This is a genomic window from Xanthomonas sp. NCPPB 3442, assembly GCF_056725145.1.
In genome coordinates this window covers 4,404,557-4,424,576 of sequence record NZ_CM161514.1, presented here as the reverse complement: position 1 = coordinate 4,424,576, position 20,020 = coordinate 4,404,557, and the positions used below count along the sequence as shown (strand labels likewise).

At 63.0% G+C, this 20,020-nt stretch carries 14 protein-coding genes and 2 pseudogenes; 12 read left to right on the top strand and 4 right to left on the bottom strand.

The genetic code is table 11. The annotated features are described in order from the left end of the window. From mdcG to AC1POX_RS19160, 5 genes are all read left to right on the top strand, one after another. Window positions 1-642, top strand: coding sequence for a malonate decarboxylase holo-[acyl-carrier-protein] synthase (gene mdcG / locus AC1POX_RS19180; protein ID WP_057681115.1), 642 nt, complete (start codon window positions 1-3; stop codon window positions 640-642). After that, complete coding sequence (gene mdcB, locus AC1POX_RS19175; RefSeq protein WP_372356488.1) at window positions 639-1,508, top strand: triphosphoribosyl-dephospho-CoA synthase MdcB; 870 nt, start codon at window positions 639-641, stop codon at window positions 1,506-1,508. Before mdcG ends, mdcB begins: the two co-directional genes overlap by 4 nt. 226 nt (window positions 1,509-1,734) lie before the next feature. Beyond that, window positions 1,735-2,655 carry a malonate decarboxylase subunit epsilon gene (mdcH, locus tag AC1POX_RS19170; protein WP_218504814.1) on the top strand — a complete coding sequence of 307 codons (921 nt, stop codon included), beginning with the start codon at window positions 1,735-1,737 and terminating at the stop codon, window positions 2,653-2,655. Between the two features lie 87 nt (window positions 2,656-2,742). After that, on the top strand, window positions 2,743-4,098 hold the full coding sequence (locus AC1POX_RS19165; RefSeq protein ID WP_003483268.1) for an SLC13 family permease: 1,356 nt from the start codon (window positions 2,743-2,745) through the stop codon (window positions 4,096-4,098). 78 nt (window positions 4,099-4,176) lie between these two features. Continuing rightward, window positions 4,177-4,896, top strand: coding sequence for a GntR family transcriptional regulator (locus tag AC1POX_RS19160; RefSeq protein ID WP_008576608.1), 720 nt, complete (start codon window positions 4,177-4,179; stop codon window positions 4,894-4,896). 148 nt (window positions 4,897-5,044) lie between these two features. Here the strand turns inward: AC1POX_RS19160 and AC1POX_RS19155 are convergent, their stop codons facing one another. The 4 genes from AC1POX_RS19155 to AC1POX_RS19140 form a co-directional block, all read right to left on the bottom strand. Next, entirely contained in the window at window positions 5,045-5,668 is a 624-nt protein-coding gene (locus tag AC1POX_RS19155) for an HAD hydrolase-like protein (protein WP_122273341.1), read from the bottom strand. 221 nt (window positions 5,669-5,889) lie between these two features. Beyond that, window positions 5,890-6,309 carry an STAS domain-containing protein gene (locus AC1POX_RS19150; RefSeq protein WP_011346238.1) on the bottom strand — a complete coding sequence of 140 codons (420 nt, stop codon included), beginning with the start codon at window positions 6,307-6,309 and terminating at the stop codon, window positions 5,890-5,892. Further along, complete coding sequence (locus AC1POX_RS19145; protein ID WP_029818544.1) at window positions 6,306-6,737, bottom strand: ATP-binding protein; 432 nt, start codon at window positions 6,735-6,737, stop codon at window positions 6,306-6,308. Before AC1POX_RS19145 ends, AC1POX_RS19150 begins: the two co-directional genes overlap by 4 nt. Continuing rightward, entirely contained in the window at window positions 6,734-8,842 is a 2,109-nt protein-coding gene (locus tag AC1POX_RS19140) for a SpoIIE family protein phosphatase (RefSeq protein ID WP_033479142.1), read from the bottom strand. Before AC1POX_RS19140 ends, AC1POX_RS19145 begins: the two co-directional genes overlap by 4 nt. Before the next feature lie 137 nt (window positions 8,843-8,979). Between AC1POX_RS19140 and AC1POX_RS19135 the strand changes: the two genes are divergently transcribed. From AC1POX_RS19135 to AC1POX_RS19105, 7 genes and pseudogenes are all read left to right on the top strand, one after another. Further along, window positions 8,980-9,579 (top strand): hypothetical protein, encoded by a 600-nt coding sequence (locus AC1POX_RS19135; protein WP_372356487.1) that lies wholly within the window; start codon window positions 8,980-8,982, stop codon window positions 9,577-9,579. Then, window positions 9,576-10,901, top strand: a complete 1,326-nt coding sequence (locus AC1POX_RS19130; RefSeq protein WP_372356486.1) for an XVIPCD domain-containing protein — start codon at window positions 9,576-9,578, stop codon at window positions 10,899-10,901. Before AC1POX_RS19135 ends, AC1POX_RS19130 begins: the two co-directional genes overlap by 4 nt. Window positions 10,902-11,311: 410 nt before the next feature. After that, window positions 11,312-12,313, top strand: a pseudogene (locus tag AC1POX_RS19125) (glycosyl hydrolase 53 family protein). Window positions 12,314-12,850: 537 nt separating this feature from the next. Continuing rightward, a complete protein-coding gene (gene aceE, locus AC1POX_RS19120) occupies window positions 12,851-15,538 on the top strand; it encodes a pyruvate dehydrogenase (acetyl-transferring), homodimeric type (RefSeq protein WP_372356485.1) in 2,688 nt (895 codons plus the stop codon). A gap of 663 nt (window positions 15,539-16,201) precedes the next feature. After that, window positions 16,202-18,685 carry an N-6 DNA methylase gene (locus tag AC1POX_RS19115; protein WP_372191614.1) on the top strand — a complete coding sequence of 828 codons (2,484 nt, stop codon included), beginning with the start codon at window positions 16,202-16,204 and terminating at the stop codon, window positions 18,683-18,685. Window positions 18,686-19,132: 447 nt separating this feature from the next. After that, on the top strand, window positions 19,133-19,618 hold the full coding sequence (locus AC1POX_RS19110; protein ID WP_372356484.1) for a hypothetical protein: 486 nt from the start codon (window positions 19,133-19,135) through the stop codon (window positions 19,616-19,618). Between the two features lie 204 nt (window positions 19,619-19,822). Then, window positions 19,823-19,918 (top strand): annotated as a pseudogene (locus AC1POX_RS19105) (transposase); the annotation flags it as partial. Between the last annotated feature and the right edge of the window lie 102 nt (window positions 19,919-20,020).

The window sequence follows — 20,020 nt, the reverse complement described above, 5'->3', positions numbered from 1 at the left end:
ATGGCCGGCCGCCACGCTCTGGTGTGGTTGCGCGAAGATGCGCAGTGGCAGGCCGTCACGCCTGGCGCGCAGCCACGGCTGCGGCAGTGGTTCGCGGCCGGCCTGCCAGCGGTGGTGGCGCGTGGCGATGGCAGTCAGGCACCCGGCAGCGTTCGGCTTGGCGTGCCGCTGCCGCCCAGCGAAGGCAAGCAGCGTCTGGCCCTGCAGGCGCACGTGGCCGATATCGCACGCTGCATTGCCCCACTGACACTGGATGCGGTGACGCCACAGGCGCCTGTCACGGTGCAGCCGGCACTGCAGGTCCTGCTCGCTCAAGCGCACGCGCATGCGTTGCGCCCGCACGTCTTCGGCAGCTTTGCCTGGCAAGCCCTGACCGGCCTGACGTACGTGCACGCGCAATCGGACCTGGATCTGCTGTGGCCCATCGAAACGCCAGAGCAAGCGTGCGCGCTGGTCACGCTGCTGCAGCGCTGGGAGCAGCAGCACGGGCTGCGTGCCGATGGCGAACTGCTGTTGCCCGAAGACAACGCGGTGAACTGGCGCGAGTACGCCGGCACTGCGCAACAGGTGTTGGTGAAATCCAACCAGGACTGCCGGTTATTGCCGCGTGCTGCGCTGTTTCCGATCCGGAATGCGGCATGAGCGCACACCTGCAGCAAACCTGGGTTGCCGGTGCGCCTGCACTGCCGCGCGATGCTGCCTACCAGCTCGCACGTCTGGCGGTTGGCGCCCTGCATGCAGAGCTGGCCTGCGCGCCCAAGCCGGGCTTGGTGACGCCGTTCGACAGCGGCAGCCACACCGACATGGATGCCGCCACCTTCATGCGTAGCCTGTTCGCCTTGCGTGGCTATTTTGTCGCCATTGCCCAGGCCGGCATCGACCATGCGCCATTCGAGCGGCTCCGCGAGCTGGGTATCGGGGCCGAGTCCGCGATGTTGCGCGCCACCCGTGGCATCAATACGCATCGCGGCGCGGTTTTCAGCCTGGGCCTGCTCACTGCGCAGGCTGCACGCCTGTGGGTTGCGCAGCGGCGGCGACCCACTGCAGAACAGGTCTGCAATGGCGTACGCGCCTGGCGCGATGCATTGCAGGCTGCACCGTTGGATCCGCACAGCCATGGCCAGCGGGTGCGTGCGCAGTACCGCATCAGTGGCGTGCGCGAACACGCCGCGGCAGGGTATCCGGTGCTGCGCGAGATCGCCCTGCCTGCGTTGCGTACTGCGCTTGCGGGGGGCGCCACGCGTGAAGCGGCGCTGGTGCAGACCTTGATGCAGCTCATCGCCCAGGTGGACGATCTCAATCTGTTGCATCGTGGCGGGGCGGAGGGCCTGGCATTCGCCAAGGCGCAGGCGGCAGCCTTCCTTGCCGACGGCGGCGTTGCGCACCCGCAGTGGCGCGCGCAGTTGCATGCCATCGGCCAGCAGTTTGTCGCGCGTCGCCTGAGCCCTGGCGGCAGCGCAGATCTGCTGGCCTGTGCATGGTTCCTGCATCGGCAGGAGCTGGCATGAGTCGCGTTTGCTCGCTGGCTGCAGAACATGTGGTGCATGCGCAGGCGCACTGCCGCGGCGTTCTGCTCGCCGGCGCAACGCCGGCTGGCCTGCCCGCCGTCGCAACACACGTCGCACATTGCTCCTCAGTCGACCTTCGCATCCAGGTGTCTCGCCACATCGCTTGCAATGCGGAACACGGCAGCGTGCGCGCAAGGCATTTCTGCAAACACAGCCAGGCCACCGCATGAGCCTGGCCGTGCTCTGCCCGGGCCAAGGCGGCCAACATGCCGAAATGTTCGCGCGTGTCGGCGATGCGCCTGCGGCAGCCGCCGTCCTCGCCAGCGCACAGCGCGTGCTTGGCGCCGCACCACGAACACTGGCCGCAGATCCGGGCCGCTACGCCAATGCCATCGCACAGCCACTGGTCTGCGCCGGTACGCTGGCGCACTGGCAGGTGCTGCATGCGCAACTTCCCACGCCGCTGATGGTGCTCGGCTATAGCGTTGGCGAGCTTGCCGCCCATGCGGTGGCCGGCAGCATGTCCATCGACACCTGCCTGCAGCTGGCAGCGACGCGCGCCCGGTTGATGGATGCGGCCAGCCCGCAGCAGGCAGGGCTGATGGCGGTAGTCGGTGTGCCCTTGCGCGGCCTGGAAACGCTGTGTCAGACGCACGGCGCAGCGCTCGCCATCGTCAACGGCGACGATCATGCCGTACTCGGCGGCCCGCGCACTGCATTGCAGGCGCTTGGCGAGGCTGCCAGCGCACAAGGTGCGCGCGTCACGCTGCTGCCGGTCAGCGTGCCGGCGCACACGCCGTGGTTGAGCGCGGCTGCCGAAGGCTTTGCCATTGAACTGGCAACCGCAGACCTCGTCGCGCCCAAGTTGCGCGTCTTGGCAGGCATCGATGCGCGTGCGGTCGGTACGCACGCCCTGGTGATCGACACGCTGTCCAGGCAGATCGCGCAGACCGTGCGTTGGTACGACGTGCTGGTGCAAGCCGCCGAGCGCGGCGCACGCGTGTTTCTCGAACTCGGCCCCGGCAGCGCATTGGCGCGGATGGCGCGCGAGGTGCTGCCGGCATGCGAAGCGCGCTCGGTGGACGAATTCCACAGCACTCAGGGTGTTCTCGAATGGGTCACGGCTGCGTGCGAGCGCGCGGCATGACGGTCCGGCAGGTGCTGCACACGGTGTGACCCCAGGGTGGCGGGCGGCCATCCGTGTTGTACGCGTATCAGGTGTCTTGGAGGGCGCATGACCCCGCAAATTGCAACGATTCTTGGCTTGGTGATCATGTTCATCGTCGCCACCGCATTGCCCATCAACATGGGGGCGGTGGCGTTCGCGCTGGCCTTCATCATTGGCGGCGTGTGGGTGGGGCTGGAGGGCAAGGAAGTGCTGGCCGGCTTTCCCGGCGACCTGTTCCTGACCCTGGTGGGCATTACCTATCTGTTCGCCATCGCGCAGAAAAACGGCACCATCGATTTGCTGGTGCACTGGGCAGTGCGCGCGGTGCGGGGGCGCATCGTCGCCATCCCCTGGGTGATGTTCGTCATCACCGGGCTGCTGACCGCCTTCGGTGCGCTGGGGCCGGCAGCGGTGGCCATCATCGGGCCGGTGGCGCTGCGCTTCGCCAAGCAGTACCGCATCAACCCGTTGATGATGGGCCTGCTGGTGATCCACGGTGCACAGGGCGGCGGCTTCTCGCCGATCAGCGTGTATGGCGGCATCACCAACAAGGTGGTCGAAAAGGCCGGGCTGGACGTCAGCGAGATGGCGGTGTTCCTCACCAGCCTGGGCTTCAACCTGATGATGGCGATCATCTGCTTCTGCGCCTTCGGTGGGTTGAAGCTGATGCGCCGGCAGGAGCTGTCGCTGGCCGATGCGCAGTACGTGGCGGTTGCCGGCGACCAGGCATCGCACCGCGGCTTCGCGATCGAAGGGCATGGCGCGCTGGTGGCGCCGGGCGGTGGCACCCTGTCCACCGACCCGCTGGCATTGGAGGCGGTGTCGATCACCCGCGACCGCGTGATCACCTTGATCGGCCTGCTGGGCCTGGGCGTTGCTGCGCTGATCTACAACCTCAACGTCGGCCTGGTCTCGATCACGGTGGCGGTGGCATTGGCGCTGATCTCGCCCAACGCACAGAAGGGCGCGGTGGACGGCATCAGTTGGTCGACGGTGCTGCTGATCAGCGGCGTGGTGACCTATATCGCCGTGCTGGAAAAATCCGGTGCGGTGGACTACATCGGCACCGGCGTGTCGCACATCGGCATGCCGCTGCTGGGCGCACTGCTGGTCTGCTACGTCGGCGGTATCGTCTCGGCATTCGCCTCCTCGGCAGCGGTGCTGGGCGCCACCATTCCGTTGGCGGTGCCATTCCTGATGCAGGGCCAGTTGGGCGCGGCCGGGGTGATCTGCGCGCTGGCCGTGTCCTCCACCATCGTCGACGTCAGCCCGTTTTCCACCAACGGCGCGCTGGTGGTGGCCTCGGCAGCCAAGGAAGAGCGCGACGGCCTGTTCCGCCGCTTCCTGATCTACAGCGGCCTGGTGGTGTTGCTGGGGCCGCTGGCGGCGTGGCTGGTCTTCGTGGTGCCGGGCTGGCTGTGATGCGGTCCGCGCGCCACAGCGCAGCGGGGCGCCCACGTAGAATGGGTGCCCCGACCCGATGCCGACAGCCTGCCCGCCATGACCCTCGCTCCTGATTCGCGCGCCTCCAAAAAGCGCGTGCCGCTGTACGAGGAAGTGGCCGAGCGCCTGCGTCAGAAGATCTACGATTACGCGCTGCCGCCGGGCGAGTGGATCGACGAGCCGGCCCTGGCCGAAGAGCTGGGCATCAGCCGCACGCCGCTGCGCGAAAGTCTCAAGCTGCTCGCGGCCGAAGGCCTGGTGCAACTGGATGCCGGCCGCGGCAGCCGGGTCACCCGGCTGACGCTGGAAGACCTCAACCAGTTGTTTCCGGTGATGGCGATGCTGGAAGGCCGCTGCGCGCACGATGCGGTCAAGCGCATCGATGCGGCCGGCGTGCAGCGCCTGGAAGAGCTGCACGCGGCAATGGAAGCCGCATCGGCGGCCGGCGATGTGGCCGAGTATTACCGCAACAATTACCTGATCCACGAAACCGTGCAGCAGTACGCCGGCAATCCGTGGTTGATCCGGGTGACGCACGATCTGCACCGCATCTTGAAGATGCACCGCGGCCGTCAGTTGCTCACGCCCGGACGCATGGCGCAATCGCTGGCGGAACATCGCCAACTGATGGACTGCGTGCGACGTGGCGATGCCGAAGGCGCCGAGCGCACCATGCACGGGCACCTGTTGAGCCAGGGTCAGGCCCTGGCAGCGTATGTCGCGGCCGGTGGCATGTTGAACGTACCGGCGCCGTTGCCGCGGGTAGGTGGGGTGTAGAGATTGGCACTGTCCGGGCGCAGCGCCAGGCGCCCCGAGATCCCGCCTTCCTTCCTCCCATCGCAAGAAGGTGCCCGACGGGCGGATGAGGGTATGTCGACACGCATCATCGGCAAGGCCCAGCGCTGCCAATGCGCAGTCTCGCCGTCTAATCCCCGCTCAACGCAAGCAAGTCTTCCACGCGTTCGATCAACTGCGTTCCGGCCAACCCGGCGAACACGTCCGGATGCGCATAGCCCCAGGCCACTGCGGCAAACGGCAGGCCCACGAGCTGTGCGGCTTCCCAGTCGGCGACCTGGTCGCCCACGTAGACCGCTTGCGCCGCAGTGTGCCCGGTGGCACGCAGCACACGACGCAAGGCGCGTTGTTTGCCCAGCAGATGCGCGCCGCCTTCGATGACGGCAAATGTGGCGCTCAGCTCTGCGCCTAGCGCGCGCTGCACGTTCTCCACGGAGTTGGACGACACCACGGCCAGCCGGCTGCCGCCGGCATGCAACGCGCCCACGGTGTGGGCAATGCCGGGAAACAACGCCACCGGTGGCGCGGCGCGCATGAGCCGGATGAAGTCGGCCGCCACCCATGGCACGCGCCACGCGCTCAGGCCCGATGCCTTGAGCAATTCGCGCGTGCTTAGGCGACGTGCATCGTCGACTTCATGCGCTTGCGCGGCGCGAAAGCCATGCCGTTCGGCCAGCAGCCGCTGGGTGCTCAGGAAAAAACCAAACGAATCGGCAAGCGTGCCGTCGAAATCGAAGATGATCAGTGCGGGCATGGCAACGCGCAGGGCAGGGCGTCATAGCCTAACCAAGGTGGTGCCGGCACCCACGCGCACAGGTCCCCACATGTGCGCGCAGGCGACGTCGGCGGCGACATCGATGTGGCGCGCAGTCGTCAGCCCCGATGGAAAGCCCGCAGCGACCGCACGGCGCGCGTACAAGCCGCAACGTGCCTTGCCGCGCCCGGCGGTGGGCCCCGTCGGTAGTACAGCTGCGCTCAGGCTTCGGCGAAGTGCGGCACGATCGGCGTATCGCTTTGCGCGCTCTGTTCGATCACCTTGCGCTGCATCGCCGCCAGGTACGCGTCCAGCTCTTCGGTGGAGGCGAACACGTCGCTCAACGGCACCGCCTTGACCATGTCGAAGACCTTGCGGATCTGCGGTTGCGGGTTGCTCACCAGCACCTTGCCCTGGCGCGTGGCCAGCGCCTTGCGCGCCTTGAAGATGCAGCGGATGCCGGCGCTGGAAATGTATTCCAGTGCGCTCAGGTCGAGCACCAGCGTGGTGATGCGGGTGCCCAGCAACGGCGACAGTGCCGCGTCCAGGTCCTGGTAGGTGTGGGTGTCCAGCCGTCCGGTCAGAATGACGCGTTGACGGGTGTCTTGCGGCGGGTCGATCTGAATGGCGAGCGTGGTCATGACGGGGCCTCGGGGACAGGGGCGTACGGGTGCAGCAGGGTGACGCGCACGACGTTATATGCACCATCGCGGCGATAGTCGATGTGATCGGCGAACTGATGGACCAGAAACAACCCCAGCCCGCCGATGGCGCGGTCGTCGAGCTCGTCGGTCACCTCGGGCATGGGCGCGGCGCAGGGGTCGAAGGCGCTGCCCGCATCGTGCATTTCCAATACCAGCGCCTGCGCGTCCAGCTGCAGCTGCAAACGCAGCGGCTGTGCCGCGCACTGGCCGTGGGTCAGCGCATTGCAGCCGAGCTCTTCCACGATCAATCGCACCTGGCCGATGCGCTCGGCGTGCAGGCCCTCAAGCGTGAGCGATTGTTCCAGCGCATCGTTGGCGCCGGCCAGCTGGGCCAGCGATGGTGCGATGGCCAAATCGAGCTTCATGCAGTCGTTGCCTTTCCGGGCGCGTCCCGGCCAGCGTGTGCGACCCGCCCAGCATGCTCCTGGCGCAGCCGGATCGCCAGCAGCGTGATGTCGTCGTACGGATCGGCCGTGCCGGTGAAACGGGCGATATTGGCGATCACCGCCTTGCACTGCGCCGCCGCGCTGCGGCGCGGGTGCAGCGCCGTCAGCAACCGCTCCAGTCCGTAGCTGGCGCCGCGCTCGTCCATCGCCTCGGTCACGCCATCGGTGTAGCCCAGCAAGGTCTGCCCGGCGCTCATGCGGCCCTGCAGCACCGGGTAGGATTCCTGCGGCTCGATCCCCAGCGGCGCACCGGTTTCCAGCGGCAACGGGCGCGCCTTGCCATCGATATCGATCAACAACGGCGGCTCGTGCCCGGCGCTGGCCAGCCAGTAGTCGCCGCTGACCACGTTGATCAGGCCGCATAGCACGGTGGCGAACATGCAGGTCTCGTTGTTTTCGGCCAACCGCGTGGAGGCGGCAATCAAAATCGCGTCCGGGCGCGTGTACCGCCGTGCGGCAATCTCCAGCACGCTCACCGCGCGCGCCATGAACAAGGCCGCCGGCACGCCCTTGTCGGAGACATCGCCCACCACGAACCACAGCAGGCCCGGTTCGGTTTCCACGAAGTGGTAGAAATCGCCGCCCACCGCCTTGGCCGGCTCCAGCCATGCGCAGGTTTCCAGATGCGAACTGGCGCGGTCGAAGGTGCGCCCGGAAGGCAGCATCGCCTGCTGGATCTCGCGCGCAATCTGCAGCTCGCTGTGCATGCGTTCGCGCGCGGCGGTCATCTCGCCGATCTCGGCGATGTGATGGCGGATCGCATCGCGTGCGCTGTCGAAGGCGCGTGCCATCACGCCTACCTCGTCGTCGCGTTCGATGTGCTGCAACGGGTATTCGAATTCGCCGCGCCGGAAGTGCTCGGCGGTGTCTGTCAGTTCTTCGATCGGCCGCGTCAACTTGCGCGTGATCCGCCGCATCAACCACCACCACACCAACGCGCCCAGCAGCGCGGCCAGCGCCACCCACGCCGCCAGCCAGTTCAGGCCGGCCAGCACGTAGCCTTCGGAGGCCGACAGCACGAAGGTCCAGCCGCTGCGCCCCACCGCCGCGCTGTGGGTCAGAAAGCGCTCGCCATCGGGCGCGGTATGCGAAAACGAGATCGGCTGGCCGGCAGCGACGGCGCGCTGCAATGGCCGCAGATCCGGGCGCGACCGGGCCACGTAGGCCGTGAGCGAATGGCGCAGATTCAGTGCCGGGTCGGGGCTGAAGACCAGCAGGCCTTCCGGCGACAGCAGCATCGTCTGGATGCCGATATCGCGCGGCAGCTGATCGATGATCTCGCGCAGATGCTGCAGCGGCAGATCCACGCTCACCATGCCGACCGGCGCCGTATCCGGTGCATCGCCAGGCCGGCGCAGCGGCAGGTTGTAGCTGGTGTACAGGCCGCCGCCGTTGGCATCCAGGTAGGGCTCGGACCACCATGCGCGGCCCTCGCGCTGGGTGCGCAGATACCAGGGCATCGCGCGATAGTCATAACCCAGTTCCAGCGCGGATTTTTCTGCGATGCGCGTGCCGCTGCGGTGCACGTACCACACAAACCCGCTGTCGCCGGCCTTTTGCGTACGCGGTGCGATGATCAGGCGCGCCGCCCCGATATCCGGGTCGCCGGTGAGCGTGGCCAGCAGCAACGCACGCAGATTGAACGGCTGCAGCCCCACGCCGCTACTGCTGGCGGCCAGCGTGCGCCCGCTCACCTGCACCGAATCGAGCAAGGCCGCCAGGCTGCGCGCGGTCTGTTCGGTCAGGCCATCCACCTCGGTACGCGCCGCCTCCACCAGCTCGGCGCGCGCGCCCAGGTAGAACACCGTGCCCAGCACCGTCAGCAACGCCACCAGCACCGCGGTAGCCGCCAGCAACACACGCATGCGCAAGCTGCGGCGCCAGGGCATGCGCGCGGCGACCGATGTCTGGGGTGGCAGTGATCGCGGGCGGTTGCGCATGGCGCATTCTTCGTGGCAGCAGCTGCGCTGGATCATGGCAGCTTTGCTGCCACGCACAACTCTCCCTGGCAGCCTCATCCTCACGAGGTTTCGATTGACCGGCCGAACGCGAGCGGACTAGATTGGCCGCCCACCTGCCACGGAGGCCGGCCTTGCGCCAGATGTTGACCCCAAGCCTGCTGGCCCTTTTGCTTACGGCCTGTCACCCCCCGGAGACCAGCATGACCCAGACCCATTCCCCCGACACCGAGGCAACTGCAGCAGCCGACGTCCAGGCCGGCGGCCGCGGTCTTGCCAAGGTGAATCCGAGCCCGCGTCAGGCCTATGCGCTGACGCTCACCTTGGACAAGGCGCCTGGTCCGTTTGCGGCGGTGAATGGGTATGCACAGTACGACGTCAGCAACGACAGCGAATGCGGACAGATTCATCCTCAAACAGGCGTTGGACAACGCATCACAAGCAGCGAGCCGGTTGTACTGAAAAAAGTCTCCGAGCAGGAATATCAAGGAGTCATCTACCTTGATCTCATGCTCGATGAAGATTATTACGGACGTGGGGTCTGTCACTGGGGCATGACGGGAGCACGGGTGTCCCTGAAGGCCACAGGTAAAAAAGAGGAGACCGCATTTCTGCCATTCATCGAGACCAAGGATGTCATTGCAGGCAAGCCGGTTACTCTGTACTTCTGGAAGGGCGGGTATCCCAAGGAAGACATTGCAGACTATGCCGATAACGGCTTGCCCTCGGCGGCGGATTTCAAGCCGGAATTGCGCGACCAGTTATTCTCGATAACCCTTGCCGCCAAAGAGGTCTCGCCGTGAAGCCTACCTCGCAGCAATACGCCATTCTTTCTAACGAGGGTTACGTCGATCACAAGGTCGGTAAGCGCGGCCCTGGTGACCGTGAGCGAGTGGATGTTGGCGGCGAGAGCTACGAAATCCTAGAGCACGTCAATAATCCAAAGACGGGCTATCAGGGAACAATCTATCAACGCGTCGGCGGCGGCGATATCGTCGTCGCCCACCGGGGTACCGAGGAAATCCTGCGTGATGCGATACAGGCAGATGGCTCCATGGTGCTTCAGCGCATCAATCCGCAAGCGGAAGATGCGATCGCCCTGACGAAAAGTGCACTTGGCTATGCAGCCAAGCAGGAGCAGCGCACCGGGCACGCTCCCGAGGTGACCGTGACTGGCCATTCGCTCGGCGGAGCGCTTGCCCAGGTCAGCGCCCACCACTTCGATCTGAAAGGCGAAACCTTCAACGCTTACGGTGCAGCGAGCTTGGCGTATCGCATCCCGGAAGGGGGCAACAGCGTGATCAACCATGTCATGGCCGCTGATCCGGTGAGCGCAGCATCTCCGCATTACGGAGAAGTGCGTGTGTATGCCAGGCCCAACGAGATCGCGACGCTCAGTGCGATGGGCTACAGCAACAGCAGGTTGAATTTCCTGATTCCCGATTCACCTGTGACATCTGCGGTCAGTTCGCTCGGCTCGCACACCATCAAAAACTTCCTGGATGAGCGCTCTCCGCTCAACAACCCGCAGGCGCGTGAACTCGCGGATCAAAACAAGCGAATGATCAACGAGTACCGATCCGATCTGGACGAGATCCGGGCTGGGATCACCTTGTTGAGCCGGGGGCCGAAGGGCCTCGGCCAGGACGCCATCGATGCCAACCGCGGCCCGCTCGCGCCGGGCGAGCCGGCCAAACGCGACGCACGCGAGCATGGCAACGGCCATACTTCCTTGCGGATCGATCAACCCGGGCACGTGGGCAATGGCCTGTTCCAGGATGCCCAGCGCGGCGTGCATGCGCAGGACGCACGTGCCGGGCGCACGCCCGACCAGCACAGCGCGCAGTTATCCGGTTCGCTCGCATCGGAAATGCACGCCGCCGGTGGCCAGCGCATCGATGCGGTGATGATGAGCCCGGATGCCGCACGCACCTTTGCCGTGCAGGGACGTGTCGACGACCCGGCACAGCTGCGCGTGAGCGTGGACACCATGACGGCAATGAATACCCCGCTGGAACAGAGCAGCCAACGCGTCGCCGAAAACGCGGCGCGTCAGTCGGTGGCATTGGAGCAGCAACAGTCCCAGACCCAGCAACAGCAGCAGGGCGCACGCGCCATGGGCTGAGGGGCGTGTGGCGCTGCCGCGTTTAGGTGTGAAGTGACACATCACGCTGCGGCCCATGCCGCACGCCGTCCGGACTGCACATCGCCACCATCGAACCTTGCATCAAGACGCCGGGCCTGCCCGGCGTTTTTGCGTTCATTCGCGCAGTCATGCGCACCACTGCTGCTGCATCTGCACAACAACCGGCCCGCGCGAGGCGTGCAAATGCAAGGTTTTCCTGCATCGAGCTATGCCACAACTCCCCGCACCTATAGCGGCCTCAACCGGGCTGTACGGCCGTGCTTGAATCGCCACGGATTTGCAGCAATGCACGGCCAGGCACATGCCACGCCGCGCTCACGCACCAGGCAAGACAGGGGATCAAGCAAGGCGCCAACCGGCGCGACATCCATCGATCGAGGGAGCGTTTCATGACCATCTTTTGCAGGCACTACCACCGTGTATGGCTCATCGTGCTGCTGTGTCTGTGCAGCGCCGGCGTCAGCGCGCAAGGCATCGCCAAAGGCGCGGACGTCAGCTGGCTCAATCAACAGGCCGCCAACAATCCGCCGCAGGTCTTTCGCGATGCAGCCGGCAACACCACCGACTTCATCAAGCTGTTCAAGGATGTCGGCGGCAACGCCATTCGCCTGCGCGTCTGGGTCAACCCGTCCGGCGGCTGGAACGATGGCCGCGACACCCTGGACAAGGCCAAGCGCGCCGCCGCGCAAGGCATGCGCATCATGATCGACTTCCACTACAGCGACAGCTGGGCCGACCCGGGCAAGCAGACCAAACCGGCGGCATGGGCCGGCCACTCCGTTGCCCAGCTCAACACCGATGTCTACAGCCACACCCAGGGCATCCTCAAATACCTCAAGGACAACGGCATCACCGTCAGCTGGGTGCAGGTGGGTAACGAGATCAACAGCGGCATGCTGTGGAACGAGGGCAAGACGCCCAACTTCGCCACCCTGGGCCAGTTCATCAACAGCGGCTACACCGCCACCAAGGCGGTGTAGCCAAACGCCAAGGTCGTCGTGCACCTGGCCAATGGCTACGACAACGCCAACTTCCGCTGGTTCTTCGACAACCTGCGCTCGGCCGGCGGCAAGTGGGACGTGATCGGCATGTCGCATTACCCGCCGGTTGGCAGCTGGCAGGATTACAACAGCCGCCTGGACACCAACATGCGCGACATGATTGCGCGCTACGGCAGCGATGTGGTCATTTCCGAGGTCGGCATGGATTGGCAGCAGGCGGCCACCACCCGCGCCATGCTCAGCAACCTGCTCAGCCGCAGCAGCAGCATCGGCGCGCGCGTCCTCGGCGTGTTCTATTGGGAGCCCAACGCCTACCCGGGCTGGCAGGGCTACACCATGGGCGCAGTCAACAACAACGGCCAACTGACCGAAGCGCTGCAAGCATTCTGACCAGCACGCTGCCACGGGGCGGCGCCCGCCGCGGGGCGATGTCCTGGCAAACCCAAAGACCACGCCATCGCGTAGGAGCGCCCCCGGGCGCGACAGGCTTCACCGATAAAGCTGCTCGCGCTCAAGTGCGCTCCTGCAATCGGCGGCGCCCGCCGCTGGGATGTTCTGGCGACGGCACCCAGCCGAACCCACAGACTCCGCCATCGCGTAGGAGCGCACCTGGGCGCGAGGCGTCACCGAGAAAGCCTCTCGCGCCCAGGTGCGCTCCTACGGGCGGGCATGCACAGCGGCCCACTCGATGCGGCAGCGCCCGGCCATCGCCTGCCGCTTGCCCTCATCCTTTGGTCGTACACCGGCCGCGCCCGCTGCGCCGCATCGGCGTTCCAACAGGCACCCAGGCTCCACGCAGCGCACGACAGCGTCCCATTCCATACGCACCCGTAGCGAGGAATGGCAACAGGTGCGTGCGGTACACTTGGGGGTTCACGAATTCACGATGTCGACACACCCGCGGGGTGTGTCCCCCCGGGAGCGCTAATGAACTGGTTGAACGAAGTGCTGCACAACGATCCGAACCCGCTTGAGACGCAGGAGTGGCTCGAATCGATCAAGGCCGTCATCGACGTCGAAGGCCCGGAGCGCGCCCATCAGCTGCTGGAAGGCATGGTCGAACAGACCCGCCGCGCCGGCGCTTACCTGCCGTTCTCGCCCACCACCGAGTACGTCAACACCATCTCCCCGGCCAACGAGGCCAAGCACCCCGGCGACTCCGCGCTGGAGTGGAAGATCCGCTCGATCATCCGCTGGAACGCCATGGCCACGGTCGTGCGGGCCAACCGCAAGCCGGGCGACCTGGGCGGCCACATCGCCTCGTTCGCCTCCAGCGCCACGCTGTACGACGTGGGCTTCAACCACTTCTGGCGTGCGCCTTCGGACAACCATCCGGGCGATCTGCTGTTCATCCAGGGCCACAGCGCCCCGGGGATCTACGCCCGCGCCTTCCTCGAAGGCCGCATCAGCCAGTCCCAGCTGGACAATTTCCGCATGGAAGTGGACGGCCAGGGCATCTCCTCCTACCCGCACCCGTGGCTGATGCCCGAGTTCTGGCAGACCCCCACCGTGTCGATGGGCCTGGGCCCGCTGGCCGCCATCTACCAGGCGCAGTTCATGCGCTACCTGGAAAACCGCGGCCTCATCGAGAAGTCCGACCGCAAGGTGTGGTGCTTCATCGGCGACGGCGAATCGGACGAACCCGAAACCCTCGGCGCCATCGCGCTGGCCGGCCGCGAAGGCCTGGACAACCTCATCTTCGTGGTCAACTGCAACCTGCAGCGCCTGGACGGCCCGGTGCGCGGCAACGGCAAGATCATCCAGGAACTGGAAGGCGTGTTCCGTGGCGGCGGCTGGAACGTCATCAAGCTGCTCTGGGGCGGCTACTGGGACGCCCTGCTGGCCAAGGACACCGACGGCGTCCTGCGCAAGCTGATGATGGAAACCGTCGACGGCGAATACCAGAACTGCAAGGCCTTTGGCGGCGCCTACACCCGCGCCAACTTCTTCGGCAAGTACCCGGAGACCGCGGCCATGGTCGCCGGCCTGTCCGACGACGACATCTGGCGCCTGAACCGTGGCGGCCACGACCCGCACAAGGTGTATGCCGCCTACCACCAGGCCGTGAACACCACCGGCATGCCCACCGTGATCCTGGCCAAGACGGTCAAGGGTTACGGCATGGGCTCGGCCGGTGAGGCGCTCAACCCCACCCACCAGACCAAGAAGCTGGACGATGCGGCGGTCAAGCACTTCCGCGACCGCTTCAACATTCCGGTCACCGATGCCCAGTTGGAAGACGGCCAGGTGCCGTTCTACCACCCCGGCGAAGATTCCCCGGAAGTGCAGTACCTGAAGGAGCGCCGCAACGTGCTGGGCGGCTTCCTGCCGTCGCGCCGTCCCAAGGCCAGCAAGTCGTTCGTGGCGCCCACGCTCGACAAGTTCGAGCGCCTGCTCAAGGACAGCGGCGAGCGCAGCTATTCCACCACCATGTCGTTCGTGCAGAGCCTCAACATCGCCCTGCGCGACAAGGAACTGGGCCCGCGCATCGTGCCGATCGTGGCCGATGAGGCGCGCACCTTCGGCATGGAAGGCATGTTCCGCCAGATCGGCATCTATGCCCCGTTCGGCCAGAAGTACAAGCCGGTCGATGCCGACCAGCTGATGTACTACCGCGAAGACCAGACCGGCCAGGTGCTGCAGCAGGGCATCAGCGAGCCCGGCGCCATCGCCTCGTGGATGGCTGCCGGCACCAGCTATTCGGTCTCCGACGTGCCGATGCTGCCGTTCTACATCTACTACTCCATGTTCGGCTTCCAGCGCGTGGGCGACATCGCCTGGCAGGCAGCGGACATGCGCACGCGTGGCTTCCTGCTCGGCGGTACCGCCGGCCGCACCACGCTCAATGGCGAAGGTCTGCAGCACGAAGACGGCTTCAGCCAGGTCATCGCCGGCTCCATCCCGAACGTGCGTAGCTACGACCCGACCTTCGGTTTCGAAGTCACCGTCATCATGCAGCACGGCATGAAGGCGATGATGGAAGACCAGGTGGACGAGTACTACTACATCACCCTGATGAACGAGAACTACGCCCACCCCGGCATGCCGGACGGCGCAGCCGAGGGCATCATCAAGGGCATGTACCTGCTCAAGAACGCCGGCAAGCCCAAGAAGGGCGAGCTGCGCGTGCAGCTGCTGGGCAGCGGCACCATCCTGCGCGAGGCCATTGCCGCGGCCGAGCTGCTGGACAAGGACTTCGGCGTCACCGCCGACATCTGGTCCTGCCCCAGCCTCAACGAAGTGCGCCGCGACGGCTACGCCGTGGAACGCTGGAACCGCCTGCACCCGGAGGCCGAACAGCTCAAGCCCTACGTCACCCAGCTGCTGGAAGGCCGCCAGGGCCCGGCCATCGCCGCAACGGACTACGTGCGCGCCTTCGCCGACCAGATCCGCGCCTTCGTCCCGATGACCTACACCGTCCTCGGCACGGATGGGTTCGGTCGCTCGGATACGCGTGCCAACCTGCGCCGCTTCTTCGAGGTCGATCGGTACTACATCGCGCATGCCGCCATTGCGGCGTTGGCGAAGGATGGGAAGATGACGGGCAAGGATGTGGCCAGGGCGATCAAGCAGTACAAGATTGATCCTGAGAAGGCGAATCCTGTTGGGGTTTGAGGTCAGTGTCGCGACTTTTGCCGCACATGGCAGGGAGGTAGGAGTTTAAGGCTTGTAGTAATTGATAACTAGATCAATGGCTTAGCTTATTCTGAACCGCTTTCGCAAATGTATTGTGGACGTGTTCGGAAAACGCCTCTTAAGAGGCGTTTTCCGTTTTTGATGGTGACGCTTGAGAACTAAGCGCGAGCCATTTCGTTTGTCGCAGTTCATCTATATTCCAAGCAGGGTGGAGCAGTCCTTGGTGCCAACGTCGCGCACCCGCTGTACACAGCTGGGTGGCTGTCGCAGAAGATGCCCTGTCCTCGTCTCAAGTCGCAGCCGCAAATGGTGTAGGTCGGGCTTCTGGGGCTAGTTCACGCCATAGGCAGTGCACTTCGACGGGGCCTGGGCGGGCGCTGGTCCTTTGGCGACGCTAGGGCATGGCGTCGCGCAACAGAGAGGCGCCCTTGGCTCGGCCACCACTCGACTCTCTTGTCCTCTAGGTAGTCGCCAGTACACTGGCACGCAATTGCGAGGCGTCGGGGGCGGGCAATCGTCTCGGGTGTCAAAACGCCTGGCAGCCTGATACGTCGCAGGCTGCGCGACCCGATTTGTTCATTCTAGGTCTGGGCTTTCAAACATGGTGATGTCGATCAGCATCACACTTGCAAAGGAAACAAAATGTCGTCGGTGAAAACTGAAACTGAGACCGTAATCAAGCGAATTCTTCCTTATCTTCAGCGGAGGGGATACAACCCCACCGAGGATTTCGACTACGAGACGGCTACAAAATCCACCACCCGATACGCCGCTGGCTATGTTGATATCGTCGTTCTCAACAAGAGTGGAGCTCCGGCGTTCTTGGTGGAAGCTAAGCGTAGTTCGAGGAGGCTTGCATCCAAGGATGTCACTCAAGCCCTCGACTACGGTAAGTCACTCAAGGTTCCGTTCGTCGTTGTGACGAACGGAACCGAGTTTCAGTGCTTCAATGCAAATTCGGGAGAGGCCATTCGCTGGGATGGAAAGTTAGAAGGCAAAGTCCCTACTAAGGACCAACTGCCGGCCACCCTACGCGCTTTCCGTGCGAACAAGGGAATCACAGACGTTGCGCTTTCCACTGACTCTAGTGTCCCGTTCCGCCCTGGTTTGCCTTTGAAGCAGCTTAATGCATTGTTCGCGCGTTGCCATAACACGATTCGGAAGATTGAGAAAAACGAAGAGCATGCTTTTGCAGACTTTTCAAAGCTTTTGTTTCTCAAGCTGCTTGAGGAGAAGGCAGACCTAGATGGTTCGACGCTGACGCTGCCCTATTCATACCTATTTCATGAGCTCGCCGCCAAACCTGATCGCGAAGCCGATCAGGTCAGGGACGCTATCGAAAGGATGATCTCGGACATCAAGAAGACGACGTCATATGGCGATGTCCTCGCTGATCCTATTCATCTCAAGCAAGCCAAAACTTTTCATTATATCGTTCGTCAGCTTGCTGCTGTGTCATTTGAAGACAGCGGGCTCGATTATAAAGGGGCCGCGTTTGAGTACTTTGTTCGGGCAACATTAAAGGGTAAGAAGCTAGGGCAATATTTTACCCCGCGACCATTGGTAGAGCTAATGGCGCTGCTGGTTGGTCGCGAAGCGATAGTGAATGCAGCTATTGCTAATCAACCCACCAAGGTGCTGGACCCAGCATGCGGAACGGGTGGCTTTTTGGTATTTATGCTAAAGAGTGCGTTACGCCAACTCAAGGAGCGGCTGGATTCCAAGAGCATCTCTCAGTCCCTGTACGAGAAAGCGGCGCTGCGCCTCAAGGCTGAGATCTTCTTTGGCTCCGACGCCAATGACGGTGTTGCGGCCGCGGCAAAAATGAACATGATCATTGCGGGAGATGGGCATACCAACATCCGGCCGGAAGACTCTCTTCGGGTGGGATCGAAGAGTTGGAATGTCGAGCTACCAGACTGTGATTACATCCTGACAAATCCTCCCTTCGGCACGTCCGAATCCGAATCGCTTCCTTCTGTCGAGCTCGCTCAGTATCCAATCCGTACGACGAAGGGGCAGAACCTGTTTCTTCAGAAGATGATTCGGTGCACAAAGCCGGGCGGCTACATCTGTACGGTCATAGACGATGGTGTTTTAAATACCGAAAGTGCTGCGAGTCTTCGACGATATATTCTTGAAGAGTGCAAGTTGCTCCTCGTCGTGCAGCTTCCAAGCGAAACTTTCAAGCCAAATAAGATCAATGTCCGATCTAGCGTCTTGTTGCTACAGCGGCGAGTCAAGCCTGATCGGCCAGCCTCTGATAAGTCCCTTGTGTCCTTCTGCAGCCTTGATTCTCTCGGTTATGACGGTTCGGGCGAGAAGATTCGCGGCTTCGAAATGTCGGCCTTACTTCAAGATTTTGATCATAATGTCATGGCGCCGCAGAAACCCGGTCTGCGCAGTGGAGTTCATTGGAGCGCGTTTGACGTTCCGATGAGCGATATCGCGGCTGACTCGACCGCAAGAATGGACTTGAAATATTGGGAACCTTCTGTAATAGACCGAATCGGTTTGATGCGGTCTAATCATGGACAGACAGTTCGGTCGCTGAATTTGGTGAGCACGAGGCGTGGAAAAAGTCCTCCGGCGGATGTCTACGTTGACGAAAATGACGGATTCGCATTGGTTGTGAAGGCGGGTAGCAATATCAACTCCCACGGGCTGCTTCAGACTGATGCAAGCTCTGACTATGTAGAAAAGTCTGTTTACGACGATCTGCCGGAGTATTGCAAGATTCAACACGGAGACGTGCTTCTGTCGTCTACAGGTGATGGCACTTTAGGAAAGGCCTGTGTGTACGACCGTGACGATCCGGCGATTGCTGATGGCCACGTAACAATTATTAGGGTCGATCCATCAATTATGGATCCCTATTTTCTCGCTGACTACTTAAGGTGCGGTTTCGGCGCAGATCAGATTTCGAGGCTTTACACTGGTTCGACGGGCCTCATTGAGCTGACGCCGGAGCACGTGAATGAGATTGTTGTTCCTAACCTTAAGCTCTCTGCTCAGGTTAAAGCGTCTAAGTTGGTTCGGAAGGCCGAAAGTGATTTTCGCGGAGGGGTAACTCAGGCGAATGCGGCGCTTTCTACGGCTCGCGCTAACTTTGTTGCTGTTATCTAGTGTTCGGCAAAAAGGGGGCGGAGGTAATTAAGCGAACCGGTCGTCCCTGTCCGCGCGGCGATGCCTGACAGCGGGCCTGTACCTCTTCCGTCAGGCTCAGGTCTTCCTCTTGAGCAGGAAGCCCCGTTACGCCGCGTCAGCCGCGTCTGGAACTGCTCGGCGTTCCGAATCACTATTGCCTGCCACTCCGCGCGGTCTGCGAGCGCTTTGCTGTGCGGTTGCATGCGCTTGCACTGATGCACAACCACGGCCACCTGCTGGACTCGGCGGATAAGGCTAGCGCAGTGTCTTCGGCGATGCGGCTCAGCGGCGAATCGTATATGCAGGCCTTCAATGTCAGGCACCGGCGCGGCGGAACCCTGTGGCGGGGGCAATTAGCACAGGACTCTAAACCCGGCCGCTATTCGGGGCGAGGGGCTTCGTTTGTTTAAATTGAGGCGTAAAATGATGGCTAGTAAAGTAAAAATTCTGTCGATGATAGATGCATATAGTGGATTCTCGTTGCTACTTCTCCTCGCGGCCGTAGTGGCAATAATCTGGAATTTTAGATCTTTTTTGCTACATCATCCGGGATGGATGCACGCTTTTGGATTGGCTATTGTTTTACTTGGATATTGGCTTGCGAGTACAGCCGTTGGTCCAATGGCATCTATCGCTGCGTCAGGAGGATTTTTGAGTTTTGGAGTGTCGATGCTTGTAGCAAGTTTTACAGCTGTGCCGCCCGCGAAAATTGAATCAAAGCCGTCTGAATATGAGATCTACTTACAAGAGCAGGTCGATGCCAATCAAATGATTCTTGAAGATATCAAAGCTCGCCGGATGGCACCTCTACATAAGGAACTCAAAATCCAACAGGTTACAAGAATTCAGATGAGGTTGCTTTTGGCAAGGCTTAAGGCAAAAGAGGAGCGGGAAAGCCGTGATGGGGCGTGAAACTAATTGCCAATAAAAGGGGGCGACAAAAGCATGCGCCGCTCATGAAAGCAGCCACCGACCAAAAGGAACCAAAAAGACGACCGAAAGTGGGCGGAGGTAATTAAGCGAGCCGATCATACAGGCCTACGCGGCGATGTCTGATAGCGGCCCTGCATCGCTCCCGTCAGGCTGAGGTCTTCTTCTTTAGCAGGAGGCCCGGCCATGCCGCGTCAGCCACCTCTAGAACTGCCAGGCGTTCCGATGCATGTTGTCCAGAGAGGCGTGAACCGATGCGCGATCTTCCTGGACGATGAGGATCTGCGAATAACGGGGTCAGGTTAACTTATCAGTCGGCGGTGTTCGGCTTGGGTGGCCGATGAGCGGGCCTGACGCCCGCAAAGCGGCGGGTCTTGGCTTCCA